This window comes from Vibrio sp. MarTm2, assembly GCF_027587055.1.
Classification (GTDB): domain Bacteria; phylum Pseudomonadota; class Gammaproteobacteria; order Enterobacterales; family Vibrionaceae; genus Vibrio; species Vibrio sinaloensis_D.
Window position 1 is genome coordinate 1 of record NZ_JAPPTK010000019.1, and the last position, 24736, is coordinate 24736.

The following is a 24736-nucleotide window of genomic DNA, read 5'->3' on the forward strand; positions in this document are numbered from 1 at the left end:
GCCGATTGTGATGGAAACCGTCACGGGTGAGCGCGTGACGATTCCGCAAGGCTCGGTGATTAAGAACAACGAGCTGCTTGGGCGAGTGCTGCTGCATTCGAGCGAGCCTCAAACCATTGATGTGGAATTTGGTAAAGGCGACTTCCAACCGCCGTCTGACGGTCAGCGTGTGGTCATTGAGTTAATGCCACCAATGGAGATTGCGCCCAACCAAACATTGAGTGCGTCTCTCTTGCCAAAAAGCAGCGCCATTGATGCGCAAGAGCTGACGATGCCCGCAAGCCTTGAAGAGAATCTGACTCGACAAAAAATCACGATTCGCACCCCAAGCGATAACGCCGAGCAGATTTTGATTAACGGGAGCTATCCGCTGCTTGCGGGTGAGCTCATTGAGATTGAATCGACCGCCGCCATCGAACTGACAGGAGCAGAAACCGATCGCGTGTTTATCTTGGAGTGTCACTCATGAACGAACAACTTTTTGACCGTATTCGCCAAATCATTGGTGAGGGTAGCTCAGTCAACAAGGTGGAGCGCCTCGCCCAATACGTCTTGTCGCAAGGCTCCGGCGGTCACCTTGGGATTGTAGCTCAGACGATTAAACCGACCTTGGACTTGCGTCCGGTGCGCTACCCGCAACAAGCCTACGCCGATTACATCCGTAAAGACTGCTTTTCCATTGTGGACCAAAACGGCCAAACGGTGACGGTGAGTGACTTTGTTCCCCAAGCCATGCGCGATTCGATTCTGGAAGACATCGACGGGCATCAAAACAAAGAGCTTGAGTTCACGCTGAGTATCAACATTCGCTATCAAATCGGCCTGAACGCGGACGGCTTTTCGGATGTGAATCTATGGGACGGGTTAGCCCTTGATATTGGCTTTGATATTGATAAAACGCCTGAAATTGTCGAGCCCTTGGTTCGTATTCCGGTCAATGTGAACCGAGACAGTCACGACGTTTTGGTACTCACGGCCAACTACACCAAGGTGGCGCGTTTGCCGCTTGGCCCAACCGAAGGCAACAACACGGGACTGACGGCGGAGGCGTTGAACTTTACGTTCAACAATCTGCATTTGGCGTGTCAGCTCGTGTGGGAGTACACCGAAATCCCGTGGGAGGAATACTCTGAAAAAATCCTCTGGACGGAAAACGTGATTGAGCTGAACCCGCTCAGTATGTACGTCTCTTACGCCGAGCCGTTTTCTATCAGCGTGTTGGACGTGAATGTCGTGGACAAGGTTGATAACAACGTGGTGCCTGTGTGAGAGCGCCCGTTATTGCCTTCATGCTTCTGCTTGTGGGTGGTGTGGTTTATGTCACCCGCTCACAACGTGGGAGCGATGTTATTGAAACCATCACTCAAGAGGTCACCAACGTGGTCAATACCATTCGTAAGCCTCGCGGCGTTCGAGCGAATAACCCGCTCAACATCGAGAGCAATGTAAATAACAACTGGCTCGGCAAGGTCACGCCATCGGTGGATAGCCGTTTTGAAACCTTCCAAGCGCCGGAATATGGGTTCCGAGCAGGGGCTAAATTGCTGCGTGATACCTACCAAGGGCGCTACGGCCTAGAGAGTATCCGTGAGCTTATCCATAAGTTTGCGCCAAGCCATGAAAACAACTCAGACCATTACGCCGAGTTTGTGGCGAAGCGTGTCGGCGTGAGCCCTGATGCGCCGATTGACCTACGCAGCGACAACACGCTGGCGCGTCTGATTCATTCGATGTCGATTATGGAAGTCGGTCGCCATTACACCCTAGAGCAAGCACAGCAAGGGGTACAAATGGCATGAACAAACAAGACGCCAAGAAAATCATCGTGATGGTGATTGGGGCCATTCTCAGTGCCTACGCCATCAAGTTTCTCAAGGAGAACAAATTGCTATGAAGAAGTTTTTTAAAGACAAGCTATCTATCGACCTAGACCAGAAGTCGACGCAGAAAGGCATTGCGTTAGTCGGTGCGGGTATTGCGCTTGCTACTGGACACCCAGAATTGTTAACTGCCAGTGTGACAGAAACAGGTATTCAATATGGGGGTATTATAGGTACTACGGTGCCAGTGCTTATGGGGCTGTGGGAAATGATTCGAGACGAGTTTAAGTAATATGGTTGAATTGCTGCAATACCTCACCTCGATGGGCTTGCCGCCTTCAATGCTTTTTATTGTCGCTATCTTCTGGCGGCATAACAACCGACTCATACGACTTGAAACCAAAGTGTTTTAAAATGTCATCGTAAACGTCATTGTCTTCGTCATATGACGTTTGGATATGTTAGCCCACTCATTGCAGTGGGCTTTTTTGCGAGTAATGCCAGAAAGGCGTACTGATTAATGATATAGAACACAGTTTGCATAATAATCTTTAGTTTGGATATTCAACTGATTGATAATCCAATAGTATTGTTGTTCGGTTAAAATTAGTCACTCACAAAGTGAGTTGTGTTAGGCGGGCGGAAGTCAGCTAATAAGCGTTAGCTTACAACAAAGAAAAGGTTAATTTTGTATGCTTAGACAATTGATATTTGTTTTGTTATTCGTTCCTGCGTTGTTATGCGCCCAAATGAAGCCTATAGATGTTGCGGCTTCAGAGTGGCTTAGCTTAATAGACGATCAACACTACGGTGAAAGCTGGGACAGTGCCGGTGGTGTGTTTCGTTCACAAATATCAAAAGGTGAGTGGACTACAGCTGTAAGCACTATACGTGCAAAGGTAGGTAATCTTGAATCTCGCAGTCTAACAACAACGACGTTGATGAAGTCCTTACCTAATATGCCGGACGGTGAGTACGTTGTAATTCAATATCAAACAGTATTTTCGGGTAAGCGGACGAAAGAAACCTTAACTCTATCTAAAAGTAAAACTGGTTGGGCTGTAATTGGTTATTTTATCAACTCGCATGGCCAGTAAGCTAACAAAGCGTTTAAGACAGATTCCCAACGCATGGCATTTTTCATTCCATCGTTGGGTTTTGTGTTTAAGGTGGTATGGTTAAGTTTCGTGGTGGCGTTGCTCACTACTTAACGCGGCGTTATGTTTTAGGTGAATTATGTGGTCAAAAATTCAAATGTGGGCTTTGAGAAAAGCATTTGGGAAGATCGGTCCAACACGGATTCCCATGTCAGGTCCAGAATGTGAGAAAAATAATTTCTATTCAACTCGAATCAAGCTCGACGGAGTTTCAGCTCTTGTTCGCGACTTGGATATGAATACGGTAAAGGTATTAAAATATAACCCGGAAACTGATCAGTGTGATATAGAACTAGACATTGATATTAATAATATTGATGTAAATACTGTTGAAATTACTCACTACTTGCATAATTACTATACAACTTATACTGGTATTAACTCATTCATACTCCATTGCCTTACAAGAAAAGACTACGTAAAAGTTAAATTAAAGCGAATATTGAATAAAGTTTCGCAATTTTTATTCAATAAAAAAGAGTTACAGCTAAAGCCCAGATATGACCTGTTAGATTATTTGATTGAAAATTATGGTATAAGTCGCAAGGAATTTAGTTTGTCATCACTGGTTTCCGATATGTATTCTTTGCGCTTTTTTGGGCATCCTGACAGAGAAAATTGTCAAAATAAGCTACGGATGTATATTGATTCATTCGTAGAATCAGGTGAAATCAGTAAGGTAAAAGGCGGGGGATATAAAGTAAATGGAAAAGCTATTGTAACACTTGAAAAATATCAAACGGAAGAACGGCGCCATAAAGATAGTGTGAAATTACAGTATAGCATGGTAATTTTAACGTTGTTATTAGCTATTCTGGCATCTATTCAAGCTGGATTAATTAAGCTAAAGCCATTTTTAGATTTGTCGCAATAAAACATAACAAACTGTTTAAGAGTGATTCGCAACGCGTGGCATTTTTACTATGCGTTGGTTTTAGTGTTTAAGGTGGTGTGCGGAAATTTCGGCGTTGCGTTGCTCACCCCTTAACAGGGCGTTATGTGTCCGAACATTTTGAGAGAGAAATTTTAGTGTTAGATCTAAGCAAGAAAATACTGGAGATCGAAAAGCTACTGGAAGACGGTTCAGATGCCAGTATCACTTATGCGGCATTAGAGTGTAGGTTGACTATCGAATATATTTGTTACGAGAGATTTAAACAATTTTATTCATATCTGTCTCATAAAGATATTAAGAAATGGCCACCTAAACACGTAGTCAAACAAGTTTCTGAAGACGTTTCTAACATCATCAATGATGAAGTTAAGGTCAGTGTTGCTTCAACTGGCGGTAAAGCAAACGAGTTGGTAACCCAAGATGACTATGAAAAACTTGATTACAAAACCCTTGGTATCCAAAAATCGGTAGATTTATCGAAAGCGCATAAGTTGTGGAACTCTTTGTCTGGGCTAGCATTACATGTACATCTGCCTTCAGTGGATGATGAAATGCAAAAGTTTTACGGAAATACCGAAAAAATCGAGAGTAAAATTAAGGCTGCTCTTGATTTATTCAATGAGATTAATAAAGGAGATCTTATAATTGGAGGGTATGTTGGTGAAACATTCAATATAAAATGTGTTTCATGTAATGCTCTGATAAAAAAGCCAGCCACCAAGCTAAAATCTGGAAGCGTGGTAGTTAACTGTATATCACCAAATTGCCCTGAAAGTTATTTAGTTAACTATGTGAATGGTGATTACATTACAGAACGAAATGTTTTTAAGTTTAAGTGCAATGATTGTGGTCATGATCTTGATGTCCCTCATCAAACTTTTGCCAAGTTGCACTTGAATAGTCGCCTAGAAATTAAATGTGGAATTTGCCTAAGCAAAACTTCAGTAATAATGAGACCATTAGTCAAAGTCGAAAAAAACACATAACAAACAATTTAAGAGGGATTCTCAACGCTTGCCATTTTGCTTCTACTTCAAATTTAGTGTTTATGGCACAATGCTTTAGGTTTGGGTGGCGGCGTTGTTCACCCCTTAATTGGGCGTTATATGTACAGTTCAACCGAGCAGCAATATGTAGTGCTCGGTTGAATTGCAGCTTAAGGATAAGGGTCTTTGGTCGCATCTCCTTGACCAGTAAGAATATCCCAAGCTCTTAAAGGATGTGGTGTTTTAGAAAAGTTGGGACATGGTGGAAGTGAAGTTTTAGATTGGTTGGAATATATCTTTCCGCAATCGGAGCATTTATATGTTCCAGCAGACACATCGCTACCATACGGGACATTTTTTCTTTTTACCATTAGTAGGGTCCTTATTGTTTTTAACCTTCCTAACTTTAAGGTTATTTGCGTGTGATTTTTGTTATCAAGATCTCAGATATAAGCCTTTGTGCATATAACAAAGCGTTTAAGACGGATTCCCAACGCTTGGCATTTTCTGTTTGATTCAGCTTTAGTGGTTACGGCACAATGGTTTAGGTAAGGTGGTAGCGTTGCTCACCACTTAACGCGGCGTTATGTTTTTTAACACTCGAAAGCCTATCTATCGTGAAAAGTCACAGATTATTGGTATTATATTGCTAATATCTCAGTGACTTTTGGTGGTAAAAATGAGAAAAATTGCAATAGTTATATTGTCTGGAATCAGCCTAGGCGCATCCGCTTCAACGCTTGAAGACTGTGCCAAACTCCTTCCTGAAGGGCATCAATATAAAGTGGAAATTGTATTGGACGTAGATAAAACAACCCAAAAACCGGTAGTAACAGGTAGTTTTGATGTTACTGGCGGCGCAGATACCTCAGAAAGCTTTGATATTAGTGAGTTTGTTGAATGTGCTGGTCCACTAATCAAGACGGTGGAAACTGAAGCCCCCAAAACATAACAAAGCATTTAAGAGTGACTCTCCACGCTACGGTTTCTCTATAAACCTTATTTTGTGGGCTGTTTGTGGTCTTTGATTCTTTTATTGCTATATTTTTCAGTATGTTAAATTATAAAAAAAGGCTCATTGCTGAGCCTTTTTCCATAGAGTAATGAAGGTCTAGAGCTTCTTAATGAATCGGCTCTCGACGGCTATCGTAAAGTCTTCGCTGTCAGACAGTATAAACTGAATCTTGGAAACGGAAGAGTCTAGATTATCTGGGTTGACGCCTAGGCTCATTGGTAAGCTCAGTACTTCACCTGGTGCAACTTGAACGGTTTGTTTGCCATACCAAGAGACATCGCCCAGTCCTTCTACATCTAGATTGTAAACCTGCTGCTGTTGAGTTTTGTTGATTACTTTTAGCGTGTAGGTGTTTTCGACTTCTCCGGCACTGTTGACGCGGAAGAGTTGGTTTCGATCGCGAAGCACACTTAAGCCCGCAGGTTCGACGGCCGCAATTTGAGCGAAGAACAACCCAATCATAACAAGCAGGACGGCGCCATAGCCTAGCAGTTTAGGGCGCAGTACTTTGGTGTGTTTGCCGGACAATCTATGCTCAGTCGTGTAGCTAATGAGGCCTTTATCATACCCCATACGCTCCATAGTCTTGTCACACGCATCGATACAGGCACCACAGTTGATACATTCATATTGCAGGCCGTCACGGATGTCGATACCAGTTGGACATACCTGAACACACAGGTCACAGTCGATACAGTCACCCAAACCCAGTGCTTTCGGATCCGCTTTGCGTGAACGCGGCCCTCGGTTCTCTCCTCGCTGGCTGTCGTAGCCAACGATAAAGGTATCTTTATCAAACATGGCTGATTGGAATCGCGCGTAAGGACACATATGAACACATACGATAGAGCGCATCCAACCCGCGTTGGCATAGGTACATCCTGCAAAGAACAGTACCCAAAACACGGGCCAGAAATCGGCATCAAAGGTAAAGAAGCCCACTACCAGCTCTTTCACGGGAACAAAATAGCCGACGAATGTCAGGCCTGTGGCGATAGCGATGGCAATCCAAGCGGCATGTTTGGCCACTTTACGCATCAGTAGATTCGAGGTGAGCTTATTGGAATCTTGTTTGCGTCTTTTGTTCGCGCTGCCTTCGAGTTTTTCTTCAAACCAGATGTACATAAAAGTCCAAACGGTTTGTGGGCAAAGATAACCACACCAGACACGGCCCAAAAAGGTGGTAATAAAGAATAAGCCAAACGCGGCAATCATAAATAACAGCGCGAGTAGGGTGAGATCTTGAGGGTAAAGGGTTGTGCCAATAAAGTTGAACTGTTGGTTGCCAATGTCGAGCAAGATAGCCTGGCGATCGCCGTACGAAAACCATGGAATGGAGGCGAAAAGCACCAGTAAAAACCATCCACCATAGCGGCGTAGCTTTTGGAATGTGCCTTTACTTTCTCGCACGTAAATACGATTACTTGGGTTAAACCTATCGCCCTTAGTTTTATGGGTCTTAGGGTTAAAGGTTTTAGGAGTCACATCTTTTACATCGATCTTATCCTGACTCATGAAGCTTCCTTCTTAGGCTTGAACGGTGTGATTTATTGAGCTCACACTCTGTTGACATTGCTATTTTAGTAAATACTTATGGGCGGCGATTATATACGCAATAACATTTTTATTTCTTTAAGGCTATCAACCTTTAACAACAAAGGTCAGTACAGTTTTATAAATAAATGTCCTAACAGTTAGTGGTGTTATGATGGTTTGGGTATAAAAAAGGCGACCAAGTGGCCGCCTTAACAGAATCTGTTTGTATTACTTGATGATGCCGCGAGCGCGAAGAATCGCGGTTTTAAAGTCATCTTCTTGATCTTTTTTTAGACCCGGAATCATTTCATCTTTGTCGCTGTTGCGCATTTTGAGATGGTAGATGAGGACATCATCGGTCAACTCTTCCAACTTGCCTTCGTAGCCCGCTTCTTGAGCCAGTTTTACGATCATTTGCAATAAATTGAGCTCTTGGTCTTTTTGCCATTCTGGCTCTAGTAGCTCAAGCAGCTCCTCAATGCGATGACATTTCATCTTCTTTCTCCACAATAATTATAATGATTTGCTGATTAAGGTATCAGATTGGCGTATTTGAGTTAAGAAAAAAGCGCAGCCGAAGCCACGCTTTTTATTAAGCTGCTTTAACGATTTTGGTGGGGGCTGAGCTCATGAAGACACTCTTTTCCACTAAAGTCATACCAGGAGCTGATTTCTTTGCCGTTGGAGCAGCCACAAAGCCACTGCGACGACGCATCGCACTACGGTTAGTGTGCGAGAACCTGACGGTTGTTGGGCGCATTTCTTGACCTAACTGTCAGGCAATTCCATTGCCAATGTAATGGCCTGGCCCGCTTTGAGTTGAGCTTCATTACTGAAGGGTGGCTCTCTGGCTTTCGCCAATCCAAACTGCGGGACAGGAATGCTGATATGCGTGCATATCATTGGTTAGATTAGCACCAAGACTTTTATTGATCGATAGCTATTCACTACGGCCTTAGTCGTAGGAGAAAGTTTCTGTGAGAGGTGTTGCATCCCTGATACATCGTGGCAGATTAGTATGTTACTTTAAGCATAGTTAAAGCGAAGATTGCCAAGGAGGAGCGCATGTCGTTTTTTAAAAAGACACTGGCGAGTTTTGGAATCGGTTCAGCGAAAGTTGATTCTGTGTTGCAGCAAGAGGTCCTTTATCCTGGCCAAAAGGCGAACGTGGTGATCCATGTTTATGGTGGCGCGACGGCGCAAGAAATCGACAACATAGAGCTCAAACTCTTTTGTCGCTATATCAAAGAAGTGCCTGCGGATCATGACAAGAACAAGCACACGGCAGGACGAATGCGCCGTGTCCCAGCCAGTTATCAACTCGCCGATTGGAAACTGCCGTACGCTTTTACTCTGCAACCTGGCGAGGAACGGACGTTTGATGTCGAATTAGAGGTGCCATGGAATACACCAGTGACGATAGGTGACTCGAAAGTGTGGTTAGAGACTGGTCTCGACATTGCGATGGCCAAAGACCCTAGCGATAAAGACATCTTAACAGTACGTCCTGACCCGCTTTTAGATGGCATCTTTACCGCGTTGGAAGAGCAAGGTCTACGTATCCGCCAAGTTGAATGTGAGCAAGTCGATGGGTTTGCGATGCCCTTTGTTCAGGAGTTTGAATTTGTTCCAACCACGGGGCCATTTCATGGTCGCTGGCGTGAATTGGAAGTGGTCGCGTATCGCAGTGAAGATTCGCTTCAGATGTGGTTTGAAATCGATCGCCATCGCGAGGGGGCGAAAGGAATGCTCGCGAGTCTGTTGGGGGTTGGCCAGTTAAAGCGAGAGCTGAAAATCCCATTGCACACCTCCGCTGAAAAAGCCGGTGAACTGGTCCTTGAGTACTTAGATAACCACTCTTAACCTAGCTTTCTTATTTTAGGCTTACAAGTGTAAGCTGAATGTGCCATACTCTGGAGTAATTATTCAAATTCTGGAGTAGGCACTGCTATGTCCGTCAGCGAGTCATCTCAATATAGCGTCAAAGAAGAGATTGCCAATACGATTACGCATGCACTAGGCATGGTGCTCGGCATTGTTGGTCTGATTCTATTGTTGGTCAAAGCGATAGATCACAATGCCGACGCACTGACCATTACCAGCATGAGCATTTACGGCAGTAGTATGATCGTGCTGTTTCTCGCTTCGACGCTGTACCATGCCATTCCTTATCAGCGCGCCAAACGAGCGTTAAAAACCTTTGATCACTGCGCGATTTATTTATTGATTGCAGGCAGTTACACGCCTTTTTTGCTGGTTAGCTTAAGAACGCCACTTGCGATCGGTTTGATGATTGTGATTTGGTCGATAGCGCTGATCGGCATCATCATGAAGCTCGCCTTTGTTTATCGCTTTAAGAAACTATCTTTGGTGACCTACCTGCTGATGGGGTGGTTATCATTGATCGTGATTTATCAATTGGCGCTGAACTTGGATGTTGGAGGTTTGACTCTTCTCGCTGTTGGCGGTCTCATCTACTCGCTCGGTGTCATTTTTTATGTGGCGAAACGCATCCCATACAACCACGCGATTTGGCACGGGTTTGTACTAGCAGGTTGCGCTTGCCACTTCTTTGCGATCTATTTTTACGTAAAACCTATTTAGATTAGCGTCGCCAAAATGCAGGGAAGAACAGCACCAGTAAGGTAAGAATTTCAAGCCTCCCCATCAGCATGCCTAAGCTCAGAATCCATTTCGCCGCGTCTGGCAGGGGAGCAAAGTTGCCCGTTGGGCCTATAATGCTTCCCATCCCAGGACCGACATTGGCCACGGCGGTAATCGCGCCAGAAATGCTAGTGATTGGGTCAAGCCCCATTGCACTCAAGCAGCCAGCAACGACAATGATAGTGATGAAAAACATCAACCCAAACGCGACGATTGAGCGGACAATATCATCATTCACTGGGCGGCGATTGTAGCGCTGGACGAAGACACCAGAAGGATGAATCAACTTCATCATCTGTTTGTTTAACAGAGTCAGAGCAATCTGAAAGCGGAAGATTTTGATTCCGCCCGAGGTTGAACCCGAGCAAGCGCCAGCCATCATCAAAAAGGCAAAGAGTGTGGTTGGCAGTGCGCCCCAAGCGGTAAAGTCTTCTAAGCCAAATCCTGTTGTTGTGACGACTGATACTATGTTGAACATGGATACGCGCAGCGCATCAAGGACGGTGTAGCCATCTCGAATCACTAACCATGCGGCAATCACTAAGCTGCTGCCAAGGAACAGGTAGGTAAAACCACGTACTTGTGCATCTTCTAACAGTTCGTCGAGGCGGCGTTTACGGATCGCAGACACGAACAACAAGAACGGCAAGCCACCCAAGAACATAAACAAGGTTGCGACCCAATGAGCGCCATTAGAGAAGTGGTTCATTGACCCATCGGAGGTTGAGTAGCCACCCGTTGATAACGTGGTAAACGAATGGTTGATGGCTTCAAACAAGTTCATCCCAGTCAGCATAAAGCCAATCAGGCAAAGCCCTGTCAGAACCACATAGACGGACATAATGTTCTTGGCGACGGTTTTTGCTCGAGGGCTGCTTTTATCTGACCAATCCGAAGACTCAGTGTGGAACAGTTTCATCCCGCCGACGTTGAGCATCGGTAAGACCGCTACCGCCATCACGATGAAGCCAATCCCACCTAACCATTGCAAGACAGAGCGCCACAGCAAAATACTAGGTGCCATGTTATCTAGGCCACTCAGCACCGTTGAACCAGTGGTGGTGATGCCAGACATGGTCTCAAAGTACGCGTCGGTAAAGCTAATGTGGTTGATAAATACAAATGGTAAGGCGGCGAAAGCGCTGGCGATGGTCCAAACCAAACTGGTAATTAGGAACATGTCGCGCACGCTGAGCTTAAAGTTTTTGGTTCTGCCTAAACTGAGGCAGGCAAAGGCGGCGAGATGGGTAATCAGTACCGATTGACCAAACTCCAAGAATCCCGGAGTACCACTAAAAAATGCCACCAGTGTTGGCACGTACATGAACAGAGCTAGTTTCGAAAGCACTAGCCCTATCACGAACAATACAGGGCGGAAATTGACCATGGTGCCAATCCTAAAGGAAGAATGGGCTCGGTTGGAATAGCGCTTCCACGTCTGGTACATATTTCTTATCAACTAAGAACATCACCACGTGGTCATCTTGTTCAATCACTGTTCGGTCATGGGCGATCAGGACTTCTTCACCGCGGACAATCGCACCGATGGTAGTACCCGGTGGTAGTTTTATATCGCCAATCGCACGTCCTACGACTTTTGAGGTGGTTTCATCGCCATGGGCAACAGCTTCGATGGCTTCGGCTGCACCGCGGCGCAATGAGGATACGTTGACAATATCTGCACGGCGTACGTGAGTGAGAAGCGCAGAGATGGTCGCTTGCTGAGGTGAGATAGCCACATCAATCGCGCCACCTTGGACGAGATCAACATAGGCGCCGCGCTGGATAAGCACCATCACTTTTTTCGCCCCCATGCGTTTGGCAAGCATGGCAGACATGATGTTGGTTTCATCTTCGTTGGTGAGGGCGATGAACACGTCCACTTGGTCGACGTTCTCTTCGCTTAGCAGTTCTTGGTCTGCGGCGTCACCACAGAAAACGATGGTATTTTCTAGCTCTTCAGAGAGTTTTTCGGCACGTTGGTAGCTACGCTCAATCAGTTTTACGCTGTAAGTCTGTTCAAGGCGTCGTGCCAAGCTTGCGCCGATGTTACCCCCACCGACAATCATGATGCGGCGGTACGGTTTTTCTAGACGCTGCAACTCACTCATCACTGAGCGAATGTGGTTGCTTGCTGCCACGAAGAAGACTTCGTCATCGGCTTCAATAATGGTGGTGCCTTGCGGGCGAATTGGGCGTCCTTGACGGAAGATAGCCGCGACACGAGTATCAATGTGTGGCATGTGCTCGCGCAGAGTTGAAAGGGCATTACCGACCAGTGGACCACCATAGTAGGCTTTAACGGCAACTAAGCTGACTTTTTGCTCAGCAAAGCTCACCACTTGCAACGCACCCGGGTATTGGATCAAACGTTCAATGTAGCTTGTTACCAACTCTTCAGGAGCGATCAGATGATCGACAGGGACAGCTCCTGATTGGAAAAGCGCTTCTTTTTCTGCAAGGTACTGTGGAGATCGAATGCGAGCAATTCGGTTTGGCGTGTTAAAGAGAGAAAACGCGACCTGACACGCGGCCATGTTGGTTTCATCGGTATTGGTGACCGCAACCAGCATATCGGCATCTTGGGCCCCGGCTTCACGCAGAGAGTCTGGGTGGCTTGCATGACCGTGGACGACACGTAAGTCATACTTGTCTTGCAGTTCACGCAGTCGGTCATTATCTCGGTCAACGATGGTAATGTCGTTGTTTTCACCTACCAGGTTTTCAGCCAAAGTACCGCCGACCTGACCTGCGCCAAGAATGATGATTTTCATAGCTTTTCTCTTTATTCGCTTAGCTGGTTGAACACAGCTTAAGTATTTACTCGTTGCAATGAAATAGCGGCTAAGACAAAGTCATTAGCCGCTCAAATTAATTATGCTTGTTTCACTAGCACTGCGTAGTAGAAACCATCCATATCCTCTTCGCCAGGTAAGATTTGGCGTCCTGGATTGTTGATGTCAGAGCCGACTAGTGTCGCATCACTTGTGCGTTCTAAGAATGCTTTCACTTGAAGGACATTCTCTTTTGGCGTAATTGAGCAGGTGGCATAAACCATAGTGCCACCAGCTTTCAGTTGGCCCCACATTGCATCCATGATTTCACTTTGCAGCTCTGCAAGCGCATCAATGTCGTTTGCTCGGCGTAGCCACTTAATATCAGGGTGACGGCGGATAACGCCAGTCGCTGAACACGGGGCATCAAGCAGAATGCGGTCAAATTTTTCGCCGCTCCACCACTCTTGAGGGTAGCGAGCATCGCCACAAATCACATCCGCGCGCAGTTGTAGACGCTCTAAGTTGTCATAGACGCGATCAAGACGCTTAGCATCACAATCAATCGCAACCACTTCGGTATCTTCTGTGTGCTCAAGAATGTGGGCGGTTTTGCCTCCTGGCGCCGCACAGCAATCAAGGATCAGCTCGCCATTTTGTGGCTGTAAGTAGTTTACAGACAGCTGAGCGGCAGCGTCTTGGACTGATACCCAACCGCGGTCAAAGCCTGGAAGAAGGGTTACGTCACAAGGCGAGGCCAATTTTATGGCATCTTCTGCTTCTGGGTGAATGCTGAATTCAATGTTTGCATCTTTCAGCAGTTCTAGGTATTCATCGCGCGTGTGGTGCTGGCGATTCACGCGTAGCCACATTGGTGCCTTGCTGTTATTAGCTTCGACTAATTGCTCCCATTGCTCTGGGTAGCTATCACGCAGCATATTCAACAGCCAATTCGGGTGACCATATTTGCCAGCATTATGACTAACGGCTTTTTCATCCAGTGCTTCTTGGTCACGTAAGTAGCTACGTAATACGGCATTGATTAGGCCGCGCAGGCTTGGACCTTTTAACGTCTTGGTGCCTTCCACCGTTTCTGCTACTGCCGCATGAGCGGGAATACGCATAAAGCTAAGTTGGTAAAGACCAACCAGAATTAGATGGTGGAATACACGCTTTTTCCCTTTCAGCGGATTATCCATCAGCTCATTGGCGATGGATTCCAAACGTGGCAAGTAACGCAGTGCGCCATAACAGATCTCTTGTAAGAGAGCATGGTCTCTTGGTCTGATGGTTTTTTGCGCCGCAGGTAGTGCGTGTGAAAGAGATTGGCCTTTATCGACCACTTGGAATAGGACGTTAGCAGCAGCTGCGCGAACATTCATGATGAATACCTTAGATTAAGGGAGGGTGTCTCCACCCTCAAAATGTACGTTTCCCGTAAGGGAGAATGTGTTTAAACCAGTTGAGTGCCGACTTCAAACCAGCTAGCACGTGAGTTCAAAATATCTTGAACTGACATGGCTTTTTTACCTGGTACTTGCAGTTGTTCTAGCACCAGTACACCATTGCCTGTGGCAACGTAGATACCTGTTTTATCCGCTTGCAGGATTGTACCTGCTGGTTTGTCTGACGTTTGCTCATCAACTCGGCTTTGCCAGACTTTGATGCTGTTCTCAGCCGCTTCAAAGTGGCTCATTGGCCATGGATTGAAAGCGCGTACGCAGCGTTCAATATGCGCAGCATCGTCAGCCCAGTTAATACGCGCTTCTTCTTTACTCAGTTTCTTCGCGTAGTTTGCCAGCTCATCATCTTGCTTTTCAGGCACTGCTTTGCCTTGTGCAATATCGGCCAAGCATTCAACCAAAGCATCGGGACCAAGCTCTGCCAGCTTTTCATACATGGTCGCGCTGGTGTCAGTCGCTTCAATTGGCAAGGTCGCGATTTTTAGCATGTCACCAGTATCAAGGCCGATGTCCATTTGCATGATGGTTACGCCAGTCTCGTTATCACCCGCCCAAATAGAACGTTGAATCGGAGCAGCGCCACGCCAGCGAGGTAAGATTGAACCATGAACGTTGATACAACCTAGCTTTGGTGTATCCAGTACTGCTTGAGGAAGCAGTAGGCCATAAGCCACAACAACCATGATGTCAGCTTTGAGATCTGCAAGCTCTTGTTTGGCTTCATCAGACTTAAAGTTTTCAGGTTGATAAACCGGAATGTTGTGCTCTAGGGCAATGTTCTTCACTGGGCTGGCAGTAAGCTTTTTACCGCGACCTGCTGGGCGATCTGGCTGTGTGTAAACAGCAATAACTTCATGCTCCGAAGACAACAACGCCGCCAAGTGACGGGCGGCGAAATCCGGAGTACCAGCAAAAACAATCTTCAAAGGTTTGCTCAAGGTACCTTCCTTCTATTTATGGCGGTTAAGCTTTAGCGTTCTTCTCGTTGAAGCGCTTGATCTTAGCTAGCTTGTCTTGAATACGCTTGCGTTTTAAAGGCGAAAGGTAGTCTACAAACAGTTTGCCTTCTAGGTGATCAAGTTCGTGCTGTACACAGATTGCTAATAGGTCATCAGCTTCAAAAGTGTACTCTTCGCCATCACGGTTAAGCGCTTTTACTGTTACTTCTGCCGCACGTGGTACGAGTGCTCTTGCACCAGGAACAGATAGACAGCCTTCTTCGATGCCATCTTCACCGCGTTTCTCGATGATTTCTGGGTTGATCAGAACCATTGGCTCGTCACGAGTTTCAGAAATATCGATAACAACAATGCGTTGGTGGAAATCAACTTGGGTTGCAGCCAAGCCAATACCTTCTTCGTCGTACATGGTTTCAATCATGTCATCAACGAATTTTTGAATCTCAGGAGTCACGGCTTCAACCGGCTTTGCGACGGTGCGAAGGCGATCATCTGGGAATGTTAATACTTGTAATACAGACATATACACTCGAAATGTTGAACTGTGCCGAATCAGGATAATCCTTGTTGGCTCAATTCTAGACATTTTGTAGACCAAATGACAGCATCATTGCGTTTTTGACGCGTTTATAGGCAGTTCTCGCGATTCTAATCACTACCACTTTTTACTCTCAGGGATGAACGGTTATGTCAGTACGGTTCGGGTTTTCGCTTGTGGCATTGTTGTCTTTTTGTACCTCACATTTCGTTTTTGCACAGGAAGAAGTCCTCACCGTAAAAAAGGGTGCGCCTACGACCTATACCGTGGTGAAAGGGGATACCTTATGGGATATTTCGGCGCTCTATTTAGATAGCCCGTGGTTGTGGCCACGATTGTGGCAGGTCAACCCAGAGATCGATAACCCTCACCTTATTTACCCAGGCGATAAACTCAGTTTAGTTTGGCGCAATGGGCAGCCAGTACTGAGCTTGAAGCCGATGGTGAAACTGAGTCCTAAAATCCGTGTTTTGGATAAAAAGGCGCTGCCTACCATCAATGAATCCTTAGTTTTGCCTTATTTAGAGTCGGATCGCCTACTGACAGATGAAGAGCTATCGACAAGCGCTCGCGTGCTTGGCTCGAGCGATGGCGATCAATATTTAACGAACCACAAACTCATTTACATCACGGGGGAGCACAAACACTCAGACTGGGTGATCTACCGACCGCTTGATGAATACCAGCGTGACACGCATAAAATGACGGCGCTTAAACAGATAGCTAAGGCGACGTTGACCTCGCAAGGGCAAGGCTTTAGTGGTTTGGAAATCAGTGTCCAGAACCAAGAGATTCTGGCAGATGACATCGCACTACCAGTGATTGAAGGTGTTACTGATTCGCTATCTACGACCTTTTACCCAGCACCTTCTCCTGCGCAGAGTGTGGCGAACTTGTTAGGCTCGCTGGAGGGCAGTCATTATGTGGGGCAAAACCAAGTTGTGGTTATCGACCGAGGTAACATAGACCAGCTGCGCCAAGGCTCTATGTTTGAACTCTATTCTCCGGGTGCGAAGATTGAGGATGGTAAACACCTGCCAGATACCTTCATTGGCCATTTAATGGTGATTCGCCCGTACGAACATTTTAGTTTGGCATTGGTAACGCAAAGCGCTCAGCCTATCAGTCAGCAAACGTTACTGCGATCACCGCTAGACACTTTGGAATAATGAATCGAGAGGCTTTAGCGGCTTGGCTAGCTCTCTATTTTACCCCGCGCGTTGGCCCCAAAACATTTGCTAAGCTAACAGCAATCGAGAGCCCTGAAAGTATTGCTCAATTAAGCGCTTCAGAGCTTCAATCGGTAGGTTTTAGTGCTCAGCAAATCGAGTACTTAAAGCATCGCGCCGAGAAAGATATTGTCGATTGCTTCAATTGGCTAGATGCTTGCTCGCAGCGGGCGATATTGACGTTGCGAGACTCAGCCTACCCTCCACTATTGAAACAAACAGGCACCGCTCCAGCAATACTATTTGTTGAAGGTGATGTTTCTTGTTTATCTCACCCTCAACTGGCCATGGTTGGCAGTCGTAATGCCAGCATCGATGGCTTGAACTGTGCCCGCCGTTTTGCTCAATCGCTTGTTGAACATGGACTGGTTATTACCAGTGGTCTGGCTTTGGGAGTTGATGGCTATGCGCATGATGGTGCGTTGCAGGGAGGAGGGAAAACAGTAGCGGTACTGGGGAGTGGGTTGGACTCAGTATATCCTGCTCGCCATCGTCAGTTGGCTGAAAGAATATGCCAAAGTGGAGCGTTGATTTCCGAATTTCACCCACTGGCAAAACCCAAAGCGGATCATTTTCCTCGCAGAAATAGAATTATTAGTGGCTTATCGGCAGGAGTGCTGGTGATTGAAGCGGCAGAAAAAAGCGGTTCTTTGATTACTGCACGTTATGCTGCGGAGCAAGGCCGAGACGTGTTTGCGATTCCAAGCTCTATTCACCACACTCAAGGTCGTGGCTGTAACCTATTGATAAAGCAAGGTGCTTGCTTGGTTCAGAATGTCGAAGATATTGTCGCTGAAATTGAGACACTGGTTCGCTGGTCTGATCAAGGTATCGCTGCAGTTCAGCAGGAAATTTTTCCTCTAGAAGATAGCAAAGAAGAATTGCCATTTCCTCAGCTGTTAGCTAACGTAGGAAGTAGGGCTACACCAGTTGATATTCTTGCAAGCAGGACCAATATACCTGTTCAAGAAGTCATGATGCAGCTCTTAGAGCTTGAGCTCTCAGGGCATGTTGTTGCAGTTTCCGGTGGCTATATTCGAAAGGGGAGGGGCGAGCTATGATGATGGATATCCTAATGTATCTGTTCGAGACTTACATCCATAGCGATGCAGATTTACAAGTCAATCAAGATGAGCTTGAAGAAGAGTTGCTTCGTGCAGGCTTTCATCAAAATGACATCTATAAAGCCCTTGTCTGGCTGGAAGAGTTAGCCGCTCTGCAGCAAAGCGAGGCCCACTCAGCAATTTCTGTGTGCAGTACATCGACCTCGACACGTATTTACACCGCCAAAGAGTGTGAGCGTTTGAGTCTAGAGTGCCGCGGATTCATTACTTTCCTTGAACAAGTGAACGTGTTGACAACGGAAACGCGTGAAATGGTGATTGACCGCATTATGGGCCTCGAGACGGATGAGTTTGAGCTGGATGATCTCAAGTGGATTGTACTGATGGTGCTGTTTAATGTACCAGGCAATGAAAACGCTTATACGCTTATGGAAGAGCTGTTATACACCAAAGAACAAGGTGTTCTACATTAACGAGCTTTCCAAGTGACCAAAAACAGTAAAATAGATCAGCAGCTGTTTTCAGCTCATGAACACGCATTAGAGCATCAAGCGTGCCCGAAATGCCAATCCGAGCAGCGCGATGGCGAACTTCAGCTTCGCCATGGTAAGCATGGCCCATTTCTTGGCTGTACCTTGTATCCAACCTGCGATTACATTAAGCCATTACACCAAAATGATGGGCATATCATCAAAGAGCTTGGTGTGCCTTGCCCAGAATGTGGCAACGAGTTGGTCCTTCGCCAAGGGCGTTACGGTATGTTTATTGGTTGTAGCCACTATCCGCAGTGCCATCATATTGAGTCTCTGGATCAACCTGAAGAAGAGCCAGAGTCACCGCATTTAACTTGTCCGGAATGTCACAAAGGTCATCTAGTTGAGCGCAAAACACGCTTTGGTAAGTTATTCTATGCCTGCGATAACTACCCTAAATGCAAGTTTGCGGTGAACCAGCCTCCAGTATCCGGGCTGTGCGAGAAGTGTGGTTTTCCATTACTGATAGAGAAAAAGCTGGCCAGTGGGGACCGATTACAGTGTGCTAATCGTAAATGTCATCACACCCAAGAAAACAAATAGCAAAACGGCGCCTAGAGCGCCGTTCTTGTTTACTGGTTATCAAGATTACTCTGTGAAGCTCTCAGCGAAATCATGTATGGCTGGAAAAGCGCTCTTGTCTAGGACATCGGCAAGCGCACATAATTTGCGTTGCAGTTCGCCATTGTAATCTCCACACACATTGATGTGGCCCATTTTACGGCCTTCGCGTTTCTCTTTTCCGTACCAATGCACATGGCAGCCATCCATCGCGATTACGGCTTCTGGTAATGTATCTTCGCCCAAAATGTTGATCATCGATGTGGATCGGACCAGCTTGGTTGACCCCAGTGGCATACCACAAACGGCGCGCAGGTGGTTCTCAAACTGACACGTTTCCGCGCCTTGTTGAGTCCAGTGACCAGAGTTATGAACGCGTGGTGCGATTTCATTAACCAGTAAAGTGCCATCTACATCAAAGAACTCGAGGGCTAACACGCCCACGTAGTCGAGGCTGTTGGCAACCGCAGTGAACATGTTCTTCGCTTGTTCTTGTAGCTCAGTATCTGCAATAGCAGTAGACAGTGTCAGAACACCATTGGTATGAACGTTCTCCGCTAGAGGGTAAACCGCCACGTTGCCATCTTTGCTACGAGCACCAACCAGAGAGACTTCACGATTAAACGGGACAAACTCTTCAGCGACAATCGCTTGGGTTTCTGTCGCGGCAATGCATTCTGCCATTTCAGCCCAGATAGCATCTGCTTGAGCTGCATCTCTTAGGCGCCACTGGCCCTTTCCATCGTATCCGCCCAAAGCGCTTTTAAGCACCATAGGAATGCCTACGTGATGGATAGCATTATCAAAGTCTTCACGGGAGTTGATGACATAGTATTTAGCATTACGTACGCCTGCATCATCGAGTAATTGCTTCTCGATGCGGCGGTCACCACCAGCTTTAATGGCCTGTGTTGATGGTAAGAACTTGCCACTTTGCTCACACACCGCAAGAATGTCATGAGGAATATGTTCAAACTCAGCGGTGATGACGTCAGCTTGCGCAATCGCATTCTCTAAACCATGGCCAGTCACCATTTGGGTTAGCGGATGAACGATATTTTTGCTCCCCACATCGTACGCAGAGATCTCGATGTTAAGAGGCGCGCCTGCCAATGACATCATACGAGCCAGTTGACCGGCACCTAGCACTAACACATGCATAGTATTAGTCCTCTGCTGGATTTGGGTTAGCTAATACAGTTTCAGTCTGTTCACTGCGGAACGCTTCAACCTTAGCCATCACTTCTTCGTCATGCGTACCAAGGATTTGTGCTGCTAGTATACCTGCGTTTACTGCGCCAGCTTCACCGATGGCTAGCGTGCCTACCGCAATCCCTTTTGGCATTTGAACAATAGAATAGAGAGAATCTAAGCCGCTTAACGCTCGTGATTGAACAGGAACACCAAGTACAGGCAAAGACGTAAACGCCGCAGCCATGCCAGGTAAGTGAGCAGCGCCGCCAGCGCCGGCAATGATCACTTTAAGACCACGCTCTTTCGCGCTAGTCGCGTAATCAGCGAGAAGTTGAGGAGTGCGGTGTGCAGAGACGACTTTTGTTTCGTACTCAACTCCGAATCTGTCTAGCATTTCTGCCGCTAGTTTCATTGTTGGCCAATCTGATTTTGAACCCATGATGATACCGACTTTCATCTCGAACTCCTTAAAGCTGCGCGTAATAGGTGAGCATTCAATTTGTGCGCATTATACGGGGATTTTACTCCTAAGCAAACGTTTGCTTTGGCATTAAAATCAGATTGATACAATTTATAAATAAATAGCTTTAGTCACTGGTTGTGATTGTTTGTACACTTATCAAAAACAAAGATTGAACAGGAAGTATTCGTGGATAATTTTGATCGAGCGCTCAACGCTTTAAATGATGGTGAAGTGATTGCCTACCCTACAGAGGGCGTATTTGGTGTCGGGTGTGATCCGGATAACCCAGAAGCTATTCAAAAATTATTAGAGCTCAAGCAGCGCCCTGTCGAAAAAGGGTTGATTTTGATTGCTGCAAGCTATGAGCAACTGCTGCCCTACATTGATGAGTCACAATTGACTGCGCAGCAGCTTGAGCAAGTCCATCAAACTTGGCCAGGTCCAGTCACTTGGATAATGCCTTGCAGCGATAAAGTGTCTAACTGGGTTTCTGGCCAATTCGATTCTATTGCAGTGCGTGTAACGGATCATCCTTTGGTACAAAAGATGTGTAATGCGTTTGGAAAGCCGTTAACCTCTACCAGCGCGAATCTAACCGGTGAACCGCCATGTATGACCACAGAACAAGTCTATCAGCAGCTAGGCGATAAGCTGGTGGCTGTTTTGGAAGGAGAAACGGGTGGAAGAGAAAAGCCTAGTGAGATTCGTGATGCGAAAACGTCACAAGTATTAAGACAAGGCTAACCTTGCAAAGGAAGAAAGATGTCGGCAATTGATAAACAAGCGGTAAAGCAATTCTTAATGGAACTGCAAGACTCGATCTGTCAGAAGTTAGAAGCAGCAGACGGTCAGGCAGAATTTGTTGAAGATGCATGGCATCGGGAACCTGGTGAGAAGCTAGGTGGTGGTGGTCGAACTCGCGTGATGAAAGAAGGCGCAGTGTTTGAGCAAGGCGGCGTGAACTTTTCTCACGTTGAAGGCAAAGAAATGCCAGCTTCTGCAACGGCTCACCGACCTGAGTTAGCTGGTCGACGTTTTGAAGCGATGGGCGTGTCTTTAGTTATGCACCCGAACAACCCTTATGTCCCAACTTCTCACGCTAACGTTCGTTTCTTTATTGCCGAAAAAGAGGGCGAAGAGCCAATTTGGTGGTTTGGTGGGGGCTTTGACCTAACACCGTTTTATCCTTTTGAAGAAGACGCGCAATATTGGCACAACACTGCGAAAGAAGTGTGTGCGCCATTTGGCAGTGAAGTCTACCCAGAGCATAAAGCGTGGTGTGATAAATACTTTTACCTGCCACACCGTGATGAAACCAGAGGTGTCGGTGGTCTGTTCTTTGATGATCTTAACCATTGGGAATTTGATAAGTGCTTTGAGTACATCAGAGCGGTTGGCCAAGGTTATACGAATGCCTACCTACCGATTGTAGAGCGTCGCAAAGAGACTGAATACGGTGAGCGTGAACGTCAGTTCCAACTATATCGCCGAGGTCGTTACGTTGAATTTAATCTAGTGTTTGACCGTGGCACTCTGTTTGGTCTGCAGAGCGGAGGTCGAACAGAATCTATCTTGATGTCGATGCCACCACTTGCTCGCTGGGAGTACTCGTACCAAGTGGAGCCGGGCTCGCCAGAAGCTGAGTTATACGACCACTACCTCAAGCCCAGAGAGTGGTAAGACTTTCTTCCTTATATAGATAGTGATAGGGTCAACTTAATCGAGTTGACCCTTTTTTATTTCTGCAGGTAAGGATATGACACAGCAAATAGATCGTTACGCCGTATTTGGTAATCCCATCTCTCAAAGTAAATCGCCTTTTGTTCATACCCTATTTGCTCGTCAAACCAATCAGTCATTGACCTATACTGCAGAAAGCCCAAATAAGGATGCGTTTCAACAAGCGGCGACTGAGTTTTTTGCTCAAGGTGGTAAAGGCTGTAATGTCACGGTTCCATTTAAGGAAGATGCTTATCGCTTTGCCACTCGACTGACAGAACGTGCTCAGTTAGCTGGAGCGGTGAATACGCTGAAGAAGCTCGATGATGGTGAGATCATTGGTGATAACACCGATGGTGAAGGGTTAGTGCAAGACTTACTTCAATATCAAGCACCTTTAAAGGGAGCGCGTATTTTACTTATTGGTGCTGGTGGTGCCGCGCGTGGCGTCATTAAGCCACTATTAGATCAGCAGCCCGCTGAAATTGTGGTTACCAACCGAACCTTTGCTAAAGCGCAACTGCTTGCCGAGATGTTTGCTCCGTATGGAACGATTAGCGCTTGTGAGATGAGTGAAGTGAACCAAGCGTTTGACGTGATCATCAACTCCACCTCTTCTAGCTTGAGCGGTGAACTACCAGAGATATCCACAGCTATCTTTACTGAACAGGCGGTAGTGTATGACATGATGTATGGCGCTGGTAAAACGACCTTCAATCAGTGGGCACATGAGCATGGGGTGGTGCAACTCTTTGATGGATTAGGAATGCTGGTCGGTCAAGCGGCAGAAAGCTTTATGCTTTGGCGTGGTTTAAGACCAGGTACCAAACAAATTTTACGTGAGTTGAGAAAGAACCTAGAGGGATTGTAATGAATCAATCGATCTTATTCCCAGACATGCAAACATGGGATGAAGACAAACAAGCTGTTCTCTTTCCAGCGCAGCAATCAGGTGCTCTGATTCAATGCCTAGTGAGTATCAGTGAACTGAAACAGCTGTCGGGGCAGGACATCGAGAACGAACAGCAAGCTCTGGAAGTCTTTTCACAATATCGGTTCGATCTTGAAGAGCTTGCTGAAGAACTGATTGAAGAGGAGGAATTCAACTCAGAAGGTAATATAGAGGTCGTTAGTTAATCTCTTTAACCTCGTTAAGGTAATCTTCTTTATTCTGCACATAGTTATCCGCAGACTTCTGTAAGAAAGCTCGTTCCTTATCGTTGATAGGGCGAGCTTGCTTTACTGGGCTTCCTACATAAAGGTAACCGCTTTCGAGTCGCTTTCCTGGTGGTACTAGACTGCCGGCACCAATCATTACCTCTTCTTCTATAATGGCAGCGTCTAATACAATCGCGCCCATACCGACTAAAACGCGATCTTTAATCACGCAGCCATGTAGCATCACCTTATGGCCAATCGTGACATCATTTCCAATAATCAGAGGGTAACCGTCAGGATTCTCTCTATTCTTATGGGTGACATGCAAAACACTGCCATCTTGAACATTAGTGCGTTCGCCGATATGGATATGGTTTACATCACCTCGTGCAGCCACGAGTGGCCAGATGCTTGAGTCGTTGCCTATTTTGATATCACCAACCAAAACAGAGCTACTATCTATATAGACGCGCTCACCAATTTGAGGGGAAATACCTTTGTAACTGCGTAGTGAGCTCATGATTGATCCTTTTTATCTTGATATATAGCGTTGATAGGCTCAGAAAAGTACCAAAAACAGGTGTTTTTGAATAGAAAATACCCAAACAATAAAAAAATCAAAAAAAACCGTAAAAAGGGCTTGCCAATGTGATGGCGATCTCTATAATGCCCCCTCGCTGACACGGGAACGGTTCGAAAGAAACGCAAGACCAGTTAGCAAAGTCAATTAGCCAAGCGGAAACGCTTGAAAAAAGTTTGAAAAAAGTGGTTGACACTAAACTTTATCTCGCTAAAATGACCGCCTCTTCCGAAGTGATGTGAGTCACAAAGAAGAAAGCTCTTTAACAATATAAACCTATCAATCTGTGTGGGCACTCGTTGATGATAATCCAATTAGAAGCTTCAGCTTCAAATTAGGTTTCAATGAAACGAAGTGACCATTGAATCGAAAGATTCAGCACAGTCAATTCAAACATTACTTATGCTATTTATTAGCAAGAGCAATGT

Annotated in this window: 29 protein-coding genes; 18 read left to right on the forward strand and 11 right to left on the reverse strand. The window is 46.1% G+C overall.

Going from position 1 to position 24736, the window contains the following annotated elements:
• The 8 genes from OH458_RS21000 to OH458_RS21040 form a co-directional block, all read left to right on the forward strand.
• Window positions 1-469 (forward strand): hypothetical protein (locus tag OH458_RS21000; protein ID WP_269979714.1); only part of this gene is annotated, 469 nt, incomplete at its 5' end.
• Window positions 466-1269: a hypothetical protein gene (locus tag OH458_RS21005; protein WP_269979715.1), complete on the forward strand. Its 804-nt coding sequence runs from the start codon at window positions 466-468 to the stop codon at window positions 1267-1269. The genes OH458_RS21000 and OH458_RS21005, both read left to right, overlap by 4 nt.
• 20 nt (window positions 1270-1289) lie before the next feature.
• The gene (locus OH458_RS21010) at window positions 1290-1799 is read left to right on the forward strand and encodes a structural protein (RefSeq protein WP_156143328.1); all 510 of its coding nucleotides are present in this window, start codon (window positions 1290-1292) and stop codon (window positions 1797-1799) included.
• A gap of 91 nt (window positions 1800-1890) precedes the next feature.
• Window positions 1891-2112, forward strand: coding sequence for a hypothetical protein (locus tag OH458_RS21015; protein ID WP_269979717.1), 222 nt, complete (start codon window positions 1891-1893; stop codon window positions 2110-2112).
• 400 nt (window positions 2113-2512) lie between these two features.
• Entirely contained in the window at window positions 2513-2917 is a 405-nt protein-coding gene (locus OH458_RS21020) for a DUF4019 domain-containing protein (RefSeq protein ID WP_269979718.1), read from the forward strand.
• 139 nt (window positions 2918-3056) lie between these two features.
• Entirely contained in the window at window positions 3057-3851 is a 795-nt protein-coding gene (locus OH458_RS21025) for a hypothetical protein (RefSeq protein ID WP_025510678.1), read from the forward strand.
• A gap of 125 nt (window positions 3852-3976) precedes the next feature.
• On the forward strand, window positions 3977-4858 hold the full coding sequence (locus tag OH458_RS21035) for a hypothetical protein (RefSeq protein ID WP_269979719.1): 882 nt from the start codon (window positions 3977-3979) through the stop codon (window positions 4856-4858).
• Window positions 4859-5537: 679 nt separating this feature from the next.
• The gene (locus OH458_RS21040; RefSeq protein WP_269979720.1) at window positions 5538-5810 is read left to right on the forward strand and encodes a hypothetical protein; all 273 of its coding nucleotides are present in this window, start codon (window positions 5538-5540) and stop codon (window positions 5808-5810) included.
• Between the two features lie 159 nt (window positions 5811-5969).
• On the opposite strand, the gene ccoG is transcribed toward OH458_RS21040, so the two are convergent.
• The 3 genes from ccoG to OH458_RS21055 all read right to left on the reverse strand — a co-directional run bounded on the left by ccoG (window position 5970) and on the right by OH458_RS21055 (window position 8169).
• Entirely contained in the window at window positions 5970-7388 is a 1419-nt protein-coding gene (gene ccoG, locus OH458_RS21045) for a cytochrome c oxidase accessory protein CcoG (RefSeq protein ID WP_269979721.1), read from the reverse strand.
• Window positions 7389-7637: 249 nt separating this feature from the next.
• Window positions 7638-7904, reverse strand: a complete 267-nt coding sequence (locus OH458_RS21050) for a YihD family protein (RefSeq protein WP_269979722.1) — start codon at window positions 7902-7904, stop codon at window positions 7638-7640.
• 97 nt (window positions 7905-8001) lie between these two features.
• Complete coding sequence (locus tag OH458_RS21055) at window positions 8002-8169, reverse strand: hypothetical protein (protein ID WP_269979723.1); 168 nt, start codon at window positions 8167-8169, stop codon at window positions 8002-8004.
• Window positions 8170-8474: 305 nt separating this feature from the next.
• Between OH458_RS21055 and OH458_RS21060 the strand changes: the two genes are divergently transcribed.
• Together OH458_RS21060 and trhA are read left to right on the forward strand one after the other, a co-directional pair.
• Complete coding sequence (locus tag OH458_RS21060; protein WP_269979724.1) at window positions 8475-9272, forward strand: sporulation protein; 798 nt, start codon at window positions 8475-8477, stop codon at window positions 9270-9272.
• Between the two features lie 87 nt (window positions 9273-9359).
• Window positions 9360-10013 (forward strand): PAQR family membrane homeostasis protein TrhA, encoded by a 654-nt coding sequence (gene trhA, locus OH458_RS21065; RefSeq protein ID WP_269979725.1) that lies wholly within the window; start codon window positions 9360-9362, stop codon window positions 10011-10013.
• Window position 10014: 1 nt separating this feature from the next.
• On the opposite strand, the gene OH458_RS21070 is transcribed toward trhA, so the two are convergent.
• From OH458_RS21070 to def, 5 genes are all read right to left on the reverse strand, one after another.
• Window positions 10015-11460 carry a TrkH family potassium uptake protein gene (locus OH458_RS21070; protein WP_269979726.1) on the reverse strand — a complete coding sequence of 482 codons (1446 nt, stop codon included), beginning with the start codon at window positions 11458-11460 and terminating at the stop codon, window positions 10015-10017.
• A gap of 10 nt (window positions 11461-11470) precedes the next feature.
• A complete protein-coding gene (trkA, locus tag OH458_RS21075; protein ID WP_005472471.1) occupies window positions 11471-12847 on the reverse strand; it encodes a Trk system potassium transporter TrkA in 1377 nt (458 codons plus the stop codon).
• Between the two features lie 101 nt (window positions 12848-12948).
• The gene (gene rsmB, locus OH458_RS21080; RefSeq protein WP_269979727.1) at window positions 12949-14229 is read right to left on the reverse strand and encodes a 16S rRNA (cytosine(967)-C(5))-methyltransferase RsmB; all 1281 of its coding nucleotides are present in this window, start codon (window positions 14227-14229) and stop codon (window positions 12949-12951) included.
• A gap of 71 nt (window positions 14230-14300) precedes the next feature.
• Window positions 14301-15248 (reverse strand): methionyl-tRNA formyltransferase, encoded by a 948-nt coding sequence (gene fmt, locus OH458_RS21085; protein WP_269979728.1) that lies wholly within the window; start codon window positions 15246-15248, stop codon window positions 14301-14303.
• Between the two features lie 25 nt (window positions 15249-15273).
• Window positions 15274-15792, reverse strand: coding sequence for a peptide deformylase (gene def, locus OH458_RS21090; protein ID WP_005472495.1), 519 nt, complete (start codon window positions 15790-15792; stop codon window positions 15274-15276).
• A 164-nt stretch (window positions 15793-15956) separates the two neighbouring features.
• Here def and OH458_RS21095 point away from each other — a divergent pair, with 164 nt between their 5' ends.
• The 4 genes from OH458_RS21095 to OH458_RS21110 are packed head-to-tail and all read left to right on the forward strand — an operon-like array spanning window position 15957 to window position 19176.
• Window positions 15957-16976, forward strand: coding sequence for a LysM peptidoglycan-binding domain-containing protein (locus OH458_RS21095; RefSeq protein WP_269979729.1), 1020 nt, complete (start codon window positions 15957-15959; stop codon window positions 16974-16976).
• Entirely contained in the window at window positions 16976-18097 is a 1122-nt protein-coding gene (gene dprA, locus OH458_RS21100; RefSeq protein WP_269979730.1) for a DNA-processing protein DprA, read from the forward strand. The genes OH458_RS21095 and dprA overlap by 1 nt, the downstream gene beginning before the upstream one ends.
• On the forward strand, window positions 18094-18573 hold the full coding sequence (locus OH458_RS21105; RefSeq protein WP_269979731.1) for a DUF494 family protein: 480 nt from the start codon (window positions 18094-18096) through the stop codon (window positions 18571-18573). The genes dprA and OH458_RS21105 overlap by 4 nt, the downstream gene beginning before the upstream one ends.
• Window positions 18574-18585: 12 nt before the next feature.
• Window positions 18586-19176 (forward strand): DNA topoisomerase family protein, encoded by a 591-nt coding sequence (locus OH458_RS21110; RefSeq protein ID WP_269979732.1) that lies wholly within the window; start codon window positions 18586-18588, stop codon window positions 19174-19176.
• Between the two features lie 45 nt (window positions 19177-19221).
• Here OH458_RS21110 and OH458_RS21115 read toward each other — a convergent pair whose 3' ends face one another.
• A complete protein-coding gene (locus OH458_RS21115) occupies window positions 19222-20355 on the reverse strand; it encodes a 5-(carboxyamino)imidazole ribonucleotide synthase (protein ID WP_269979733.1) in 1134 nt (377 codons plus the stop codon).
• A gap of 4 nt (window positions 20356-20359) precedes the next feature.
• Entirely contained in the window at window positions 20360-20845 is a 486-nt protein-coding gene (gene purE / locus OH458_RS21120) for a 5-(carboxyamino)imidazole ribonucleotide mutase (protein ID WP_269979734.1), read from the reverse strand.
• 192 nt (window positions 20846-21037) lie between these two features.
• Between purE and OH458_RS21125 the strand changes: the two genes are divergently transcribed.
• From OH458_RS21125 to OH458_RS21140, 4 genes are all read left to right on the forward strand, one after another.
• The gene (locus OH458_RS21125) at window positions 21038-21595 is read left to right on the forward strand and encodes an L-threonylcarbamoyladenylate synthase (protein ID WP_038141280.1); all 558 of its coding nucleotides are present in this window, start codon (window positions 21038-21040) and stop codon (window positions 21593-21595) included.
• 18 nt (window positions 21596-21613) lie between these two features.
• The gene (gene hemF / locus OH458_RS21130) at window positions 21614-22531 is read left to right on the forward strand and encodes an oxygen-dependent coproporphyrinogen oxidase (RefSeq protein ID WP_269979735.1); all 918 of its coding nucleotides are present in this window, start codon (window positions 21614-21616) and stop codon (window positions 22529-22531) included.
• A gap of 76 nt (window positions 22532-22607) precedes the next feature.
• Entirely contained in the window at window positions 22608-23441 is an 834-nt protein-coding gene (gene aroE, locus OH458_RS21135; RefSeq protein ID WP_269979736.1) for a shikimate dehydrogenase, read from the forward strand.
• On the forward strand, window positions 23441-23707 hold the full coding sequence (locus OH458_RS21140) for a DUF1488 domain-containing protein (protein WP_005472590.1): 267 nt from the start codon (window positions 23441-23443) through the stop codon (window positions 23705-23707). The genes aroE and OH458_RS21140 overlap by 1 nt, the downstream gene beginning before the upstream one ends.
• Here OH458_RS21140 and OH458_RS21145 read toward each other — a convergent pair.
• The gene (locus OH458_RS21145) at window positions 23700-24248 is read right to left on the reverse strand and encodes a gamma carbonic anhydrase family protein (protein ID WP_269979737.1); all 549 of its coding nucleotides are present in this window, start codon (window positions 24246-24248) and stop codon (window positions 23700-23702) included. The genes OH458_RS21140 and OH458_RS21145 overlap by 8 nt on opposite strands.
• Window positions 24249-24736 lie beyond the last annotated feature (488 nt).

What these genes read in the sequence shown, in the direction of transcription:
- OH458_RS21005 (WP_269979715.1), top strand. Translation starts at nt 466, where the DNA reads ATGAACGAACAACTTTTTGACCGTATTCGCCAAATCATTGGTGAGGGT.
- OH458_RS21010 (WP_156143328.1), top strand. Translation starts at nt 1,290, where the DNA reads ATGCTTCTGCTTGTGGGTGGTGTGGTTTATGTCACCCGCTCACAACGT.
- OH458_RS21015 (WP_269979717.1), top strand. Translation starts at nt 1,891, where the DNA reads ATGAAGAAGTTTTTTAAAGACAAGCTATCTATCGACCTAGACCAGAAG.
- OH458_RS21020 (WP_269979718.1), top strand. Translation starts at nt 2,513, where the DNA reads ATGCTTAGACAATTGATATTTGTTTTGTTATTCGTTCCTGCGTTGTTA.
- OH458_RS21025 (WP_025510678.1), top strand. Translation starts at nt 3,057, where the DNA reads ATGTGGTCAAAAATTCAAATGTGGGCTTTGAGAAAAGCATTTGGGAAG.
- OH458_RS21040 (WP_269979720.1), top strand. Translation starts at nt 5,538, where the DNA reads ATGAGAAAAATTGCAATAGTTATATTGTCTGGAATCAGCCTAGGCGCA.
- ccoG (WP_269979721.1), bottom strand. Translation starts at nt 7,388, where the DNA reads ATGAGTCAGGATAAGATCGATGTAAAAGATGTGACTCCTAAAACCTTT.
- OH458_RS21050 (WP_269979722.1), bottom strand. Translation starts at nt 7,904, where the DNA reads ATGAAATGTCATCGCATTGAGGAGCTGCTTGAGCTACTAGAGCCAGAA.
- OH458_RS21055 (WP_269979723.1), bottom strand. Translation starts at nt 8,169, where the DNA reads ATGCGCCCAACAACCGTCAGGTTCTCGCACACTAACCGTAGTGCGATG.
- OH458_RS21060 (WP_269979724.1), top strand. Translation starts at nt 8,475, where the DNA reads ATGTCGTTTTTTAAAAAGACACTGGCGAGTTTTGGAATCGGTTCAGCG.
- trhA (WP_269979725.1), top strand. Translation starts at nt 9,360, where the DNA reads ATGTCCGTCAGCGAGTCATCTCAATATAGCGTCAAAGAAGAGATTGCC.
- OH458_RS21070 (WP_269979726.1), bottom strand. Translation starts at nt 11,460, where the DNA reads ATGGTCAATTTCCGCCCTGTATTGTTCGTGATAGGGCTAGTGCTTTCG.
- trkA (WP_005472471.1), bottom strand. Translation starts at nt 12,847, where the DNA reads ATGAAAATCATCATTCTTGGCGCAGGTCAGGTCGGCGGTACTTTGGCT.
- rsmB (WP_269979727.1), bottom strand. Translation starts at nt 14,229, where the DNA reads ATGAATGTTCGCGCAGCTGCTGCTAACGTCCTATTCCAAGTGGTCGAT.
- def (WP_005472495.1), bottom strand. Translation starts at nt 15,792, where the DNA reads ATGTCTGTATTACAAGTATTAACATTCCCAGATGATCGCCTTCGCACC.
- OH458_RS21095 (WP_269979729.1), top strand. Translation starts at nt 15,957, where the DNA reads ATGTCAGTACGGTTCGGGTTTTCGCTTGTGGCATTGTTGTCTTTTTGT.
- dprA (WP_269979730.1), top strand. Translation starts at nt 16,976, where the DNA reads ATGAATCGAGAGGCTTTAGCGGCTTGGCTAGCTCTCTATTTTACCCCG.
- OH458_RS21105 (WP_269979731.1), top strand. Translation starts at nt 18,094, where the DNA reads ATGATGATGGATATCCTAATGTATCTGTTCGAGACTTACATCCATAGC.
- OH458_RS21115 (WP_269979733.1), bottom strand. Translation starts at nt 20,355, where the DNA reads ATGCATGTGTTAGTGCTAGGTGCCGGTCAACTGGCTCGTATGATGTCA.
- purE (WP_269979734.1), bottom strand. Translation starts at nt 20,845, where the DNA reads ATGAAAGTCGGTATCATCATGGGTTCAAAATCAGATTGGCCAACAATG.
- hemF (WP_269979735.1), top strand. Translation starts at nt 21,614, where the DNA reads ATGTCGGCAATTGATAAACAAGCGGTAAAGCAATTCTTAATGGAACTG.
- aroE (WP_269979736.1), top strand. Translation starts at nt 22,608, where the DNA reads ATGACACAGCAAATAGATCGTTACGCCGTATTTGGTAATCCCATCTCT.
- OH458_RS21140 (WP_005472590.1), top strand. Translation starts at nt 23,441, where the DNA reads ATGAATCAATCGATCTTATTCCCAGACATGCAAACATGGGATGAAGAC.
- OH458_RS21145 (WP_269979737.1), bottom strand. Translation starts at nt 24,248, where the DNA reads ATGAGCTCACTACGCAGTTACAAAGGTATTTCCCCTCAAATTGGTGAG.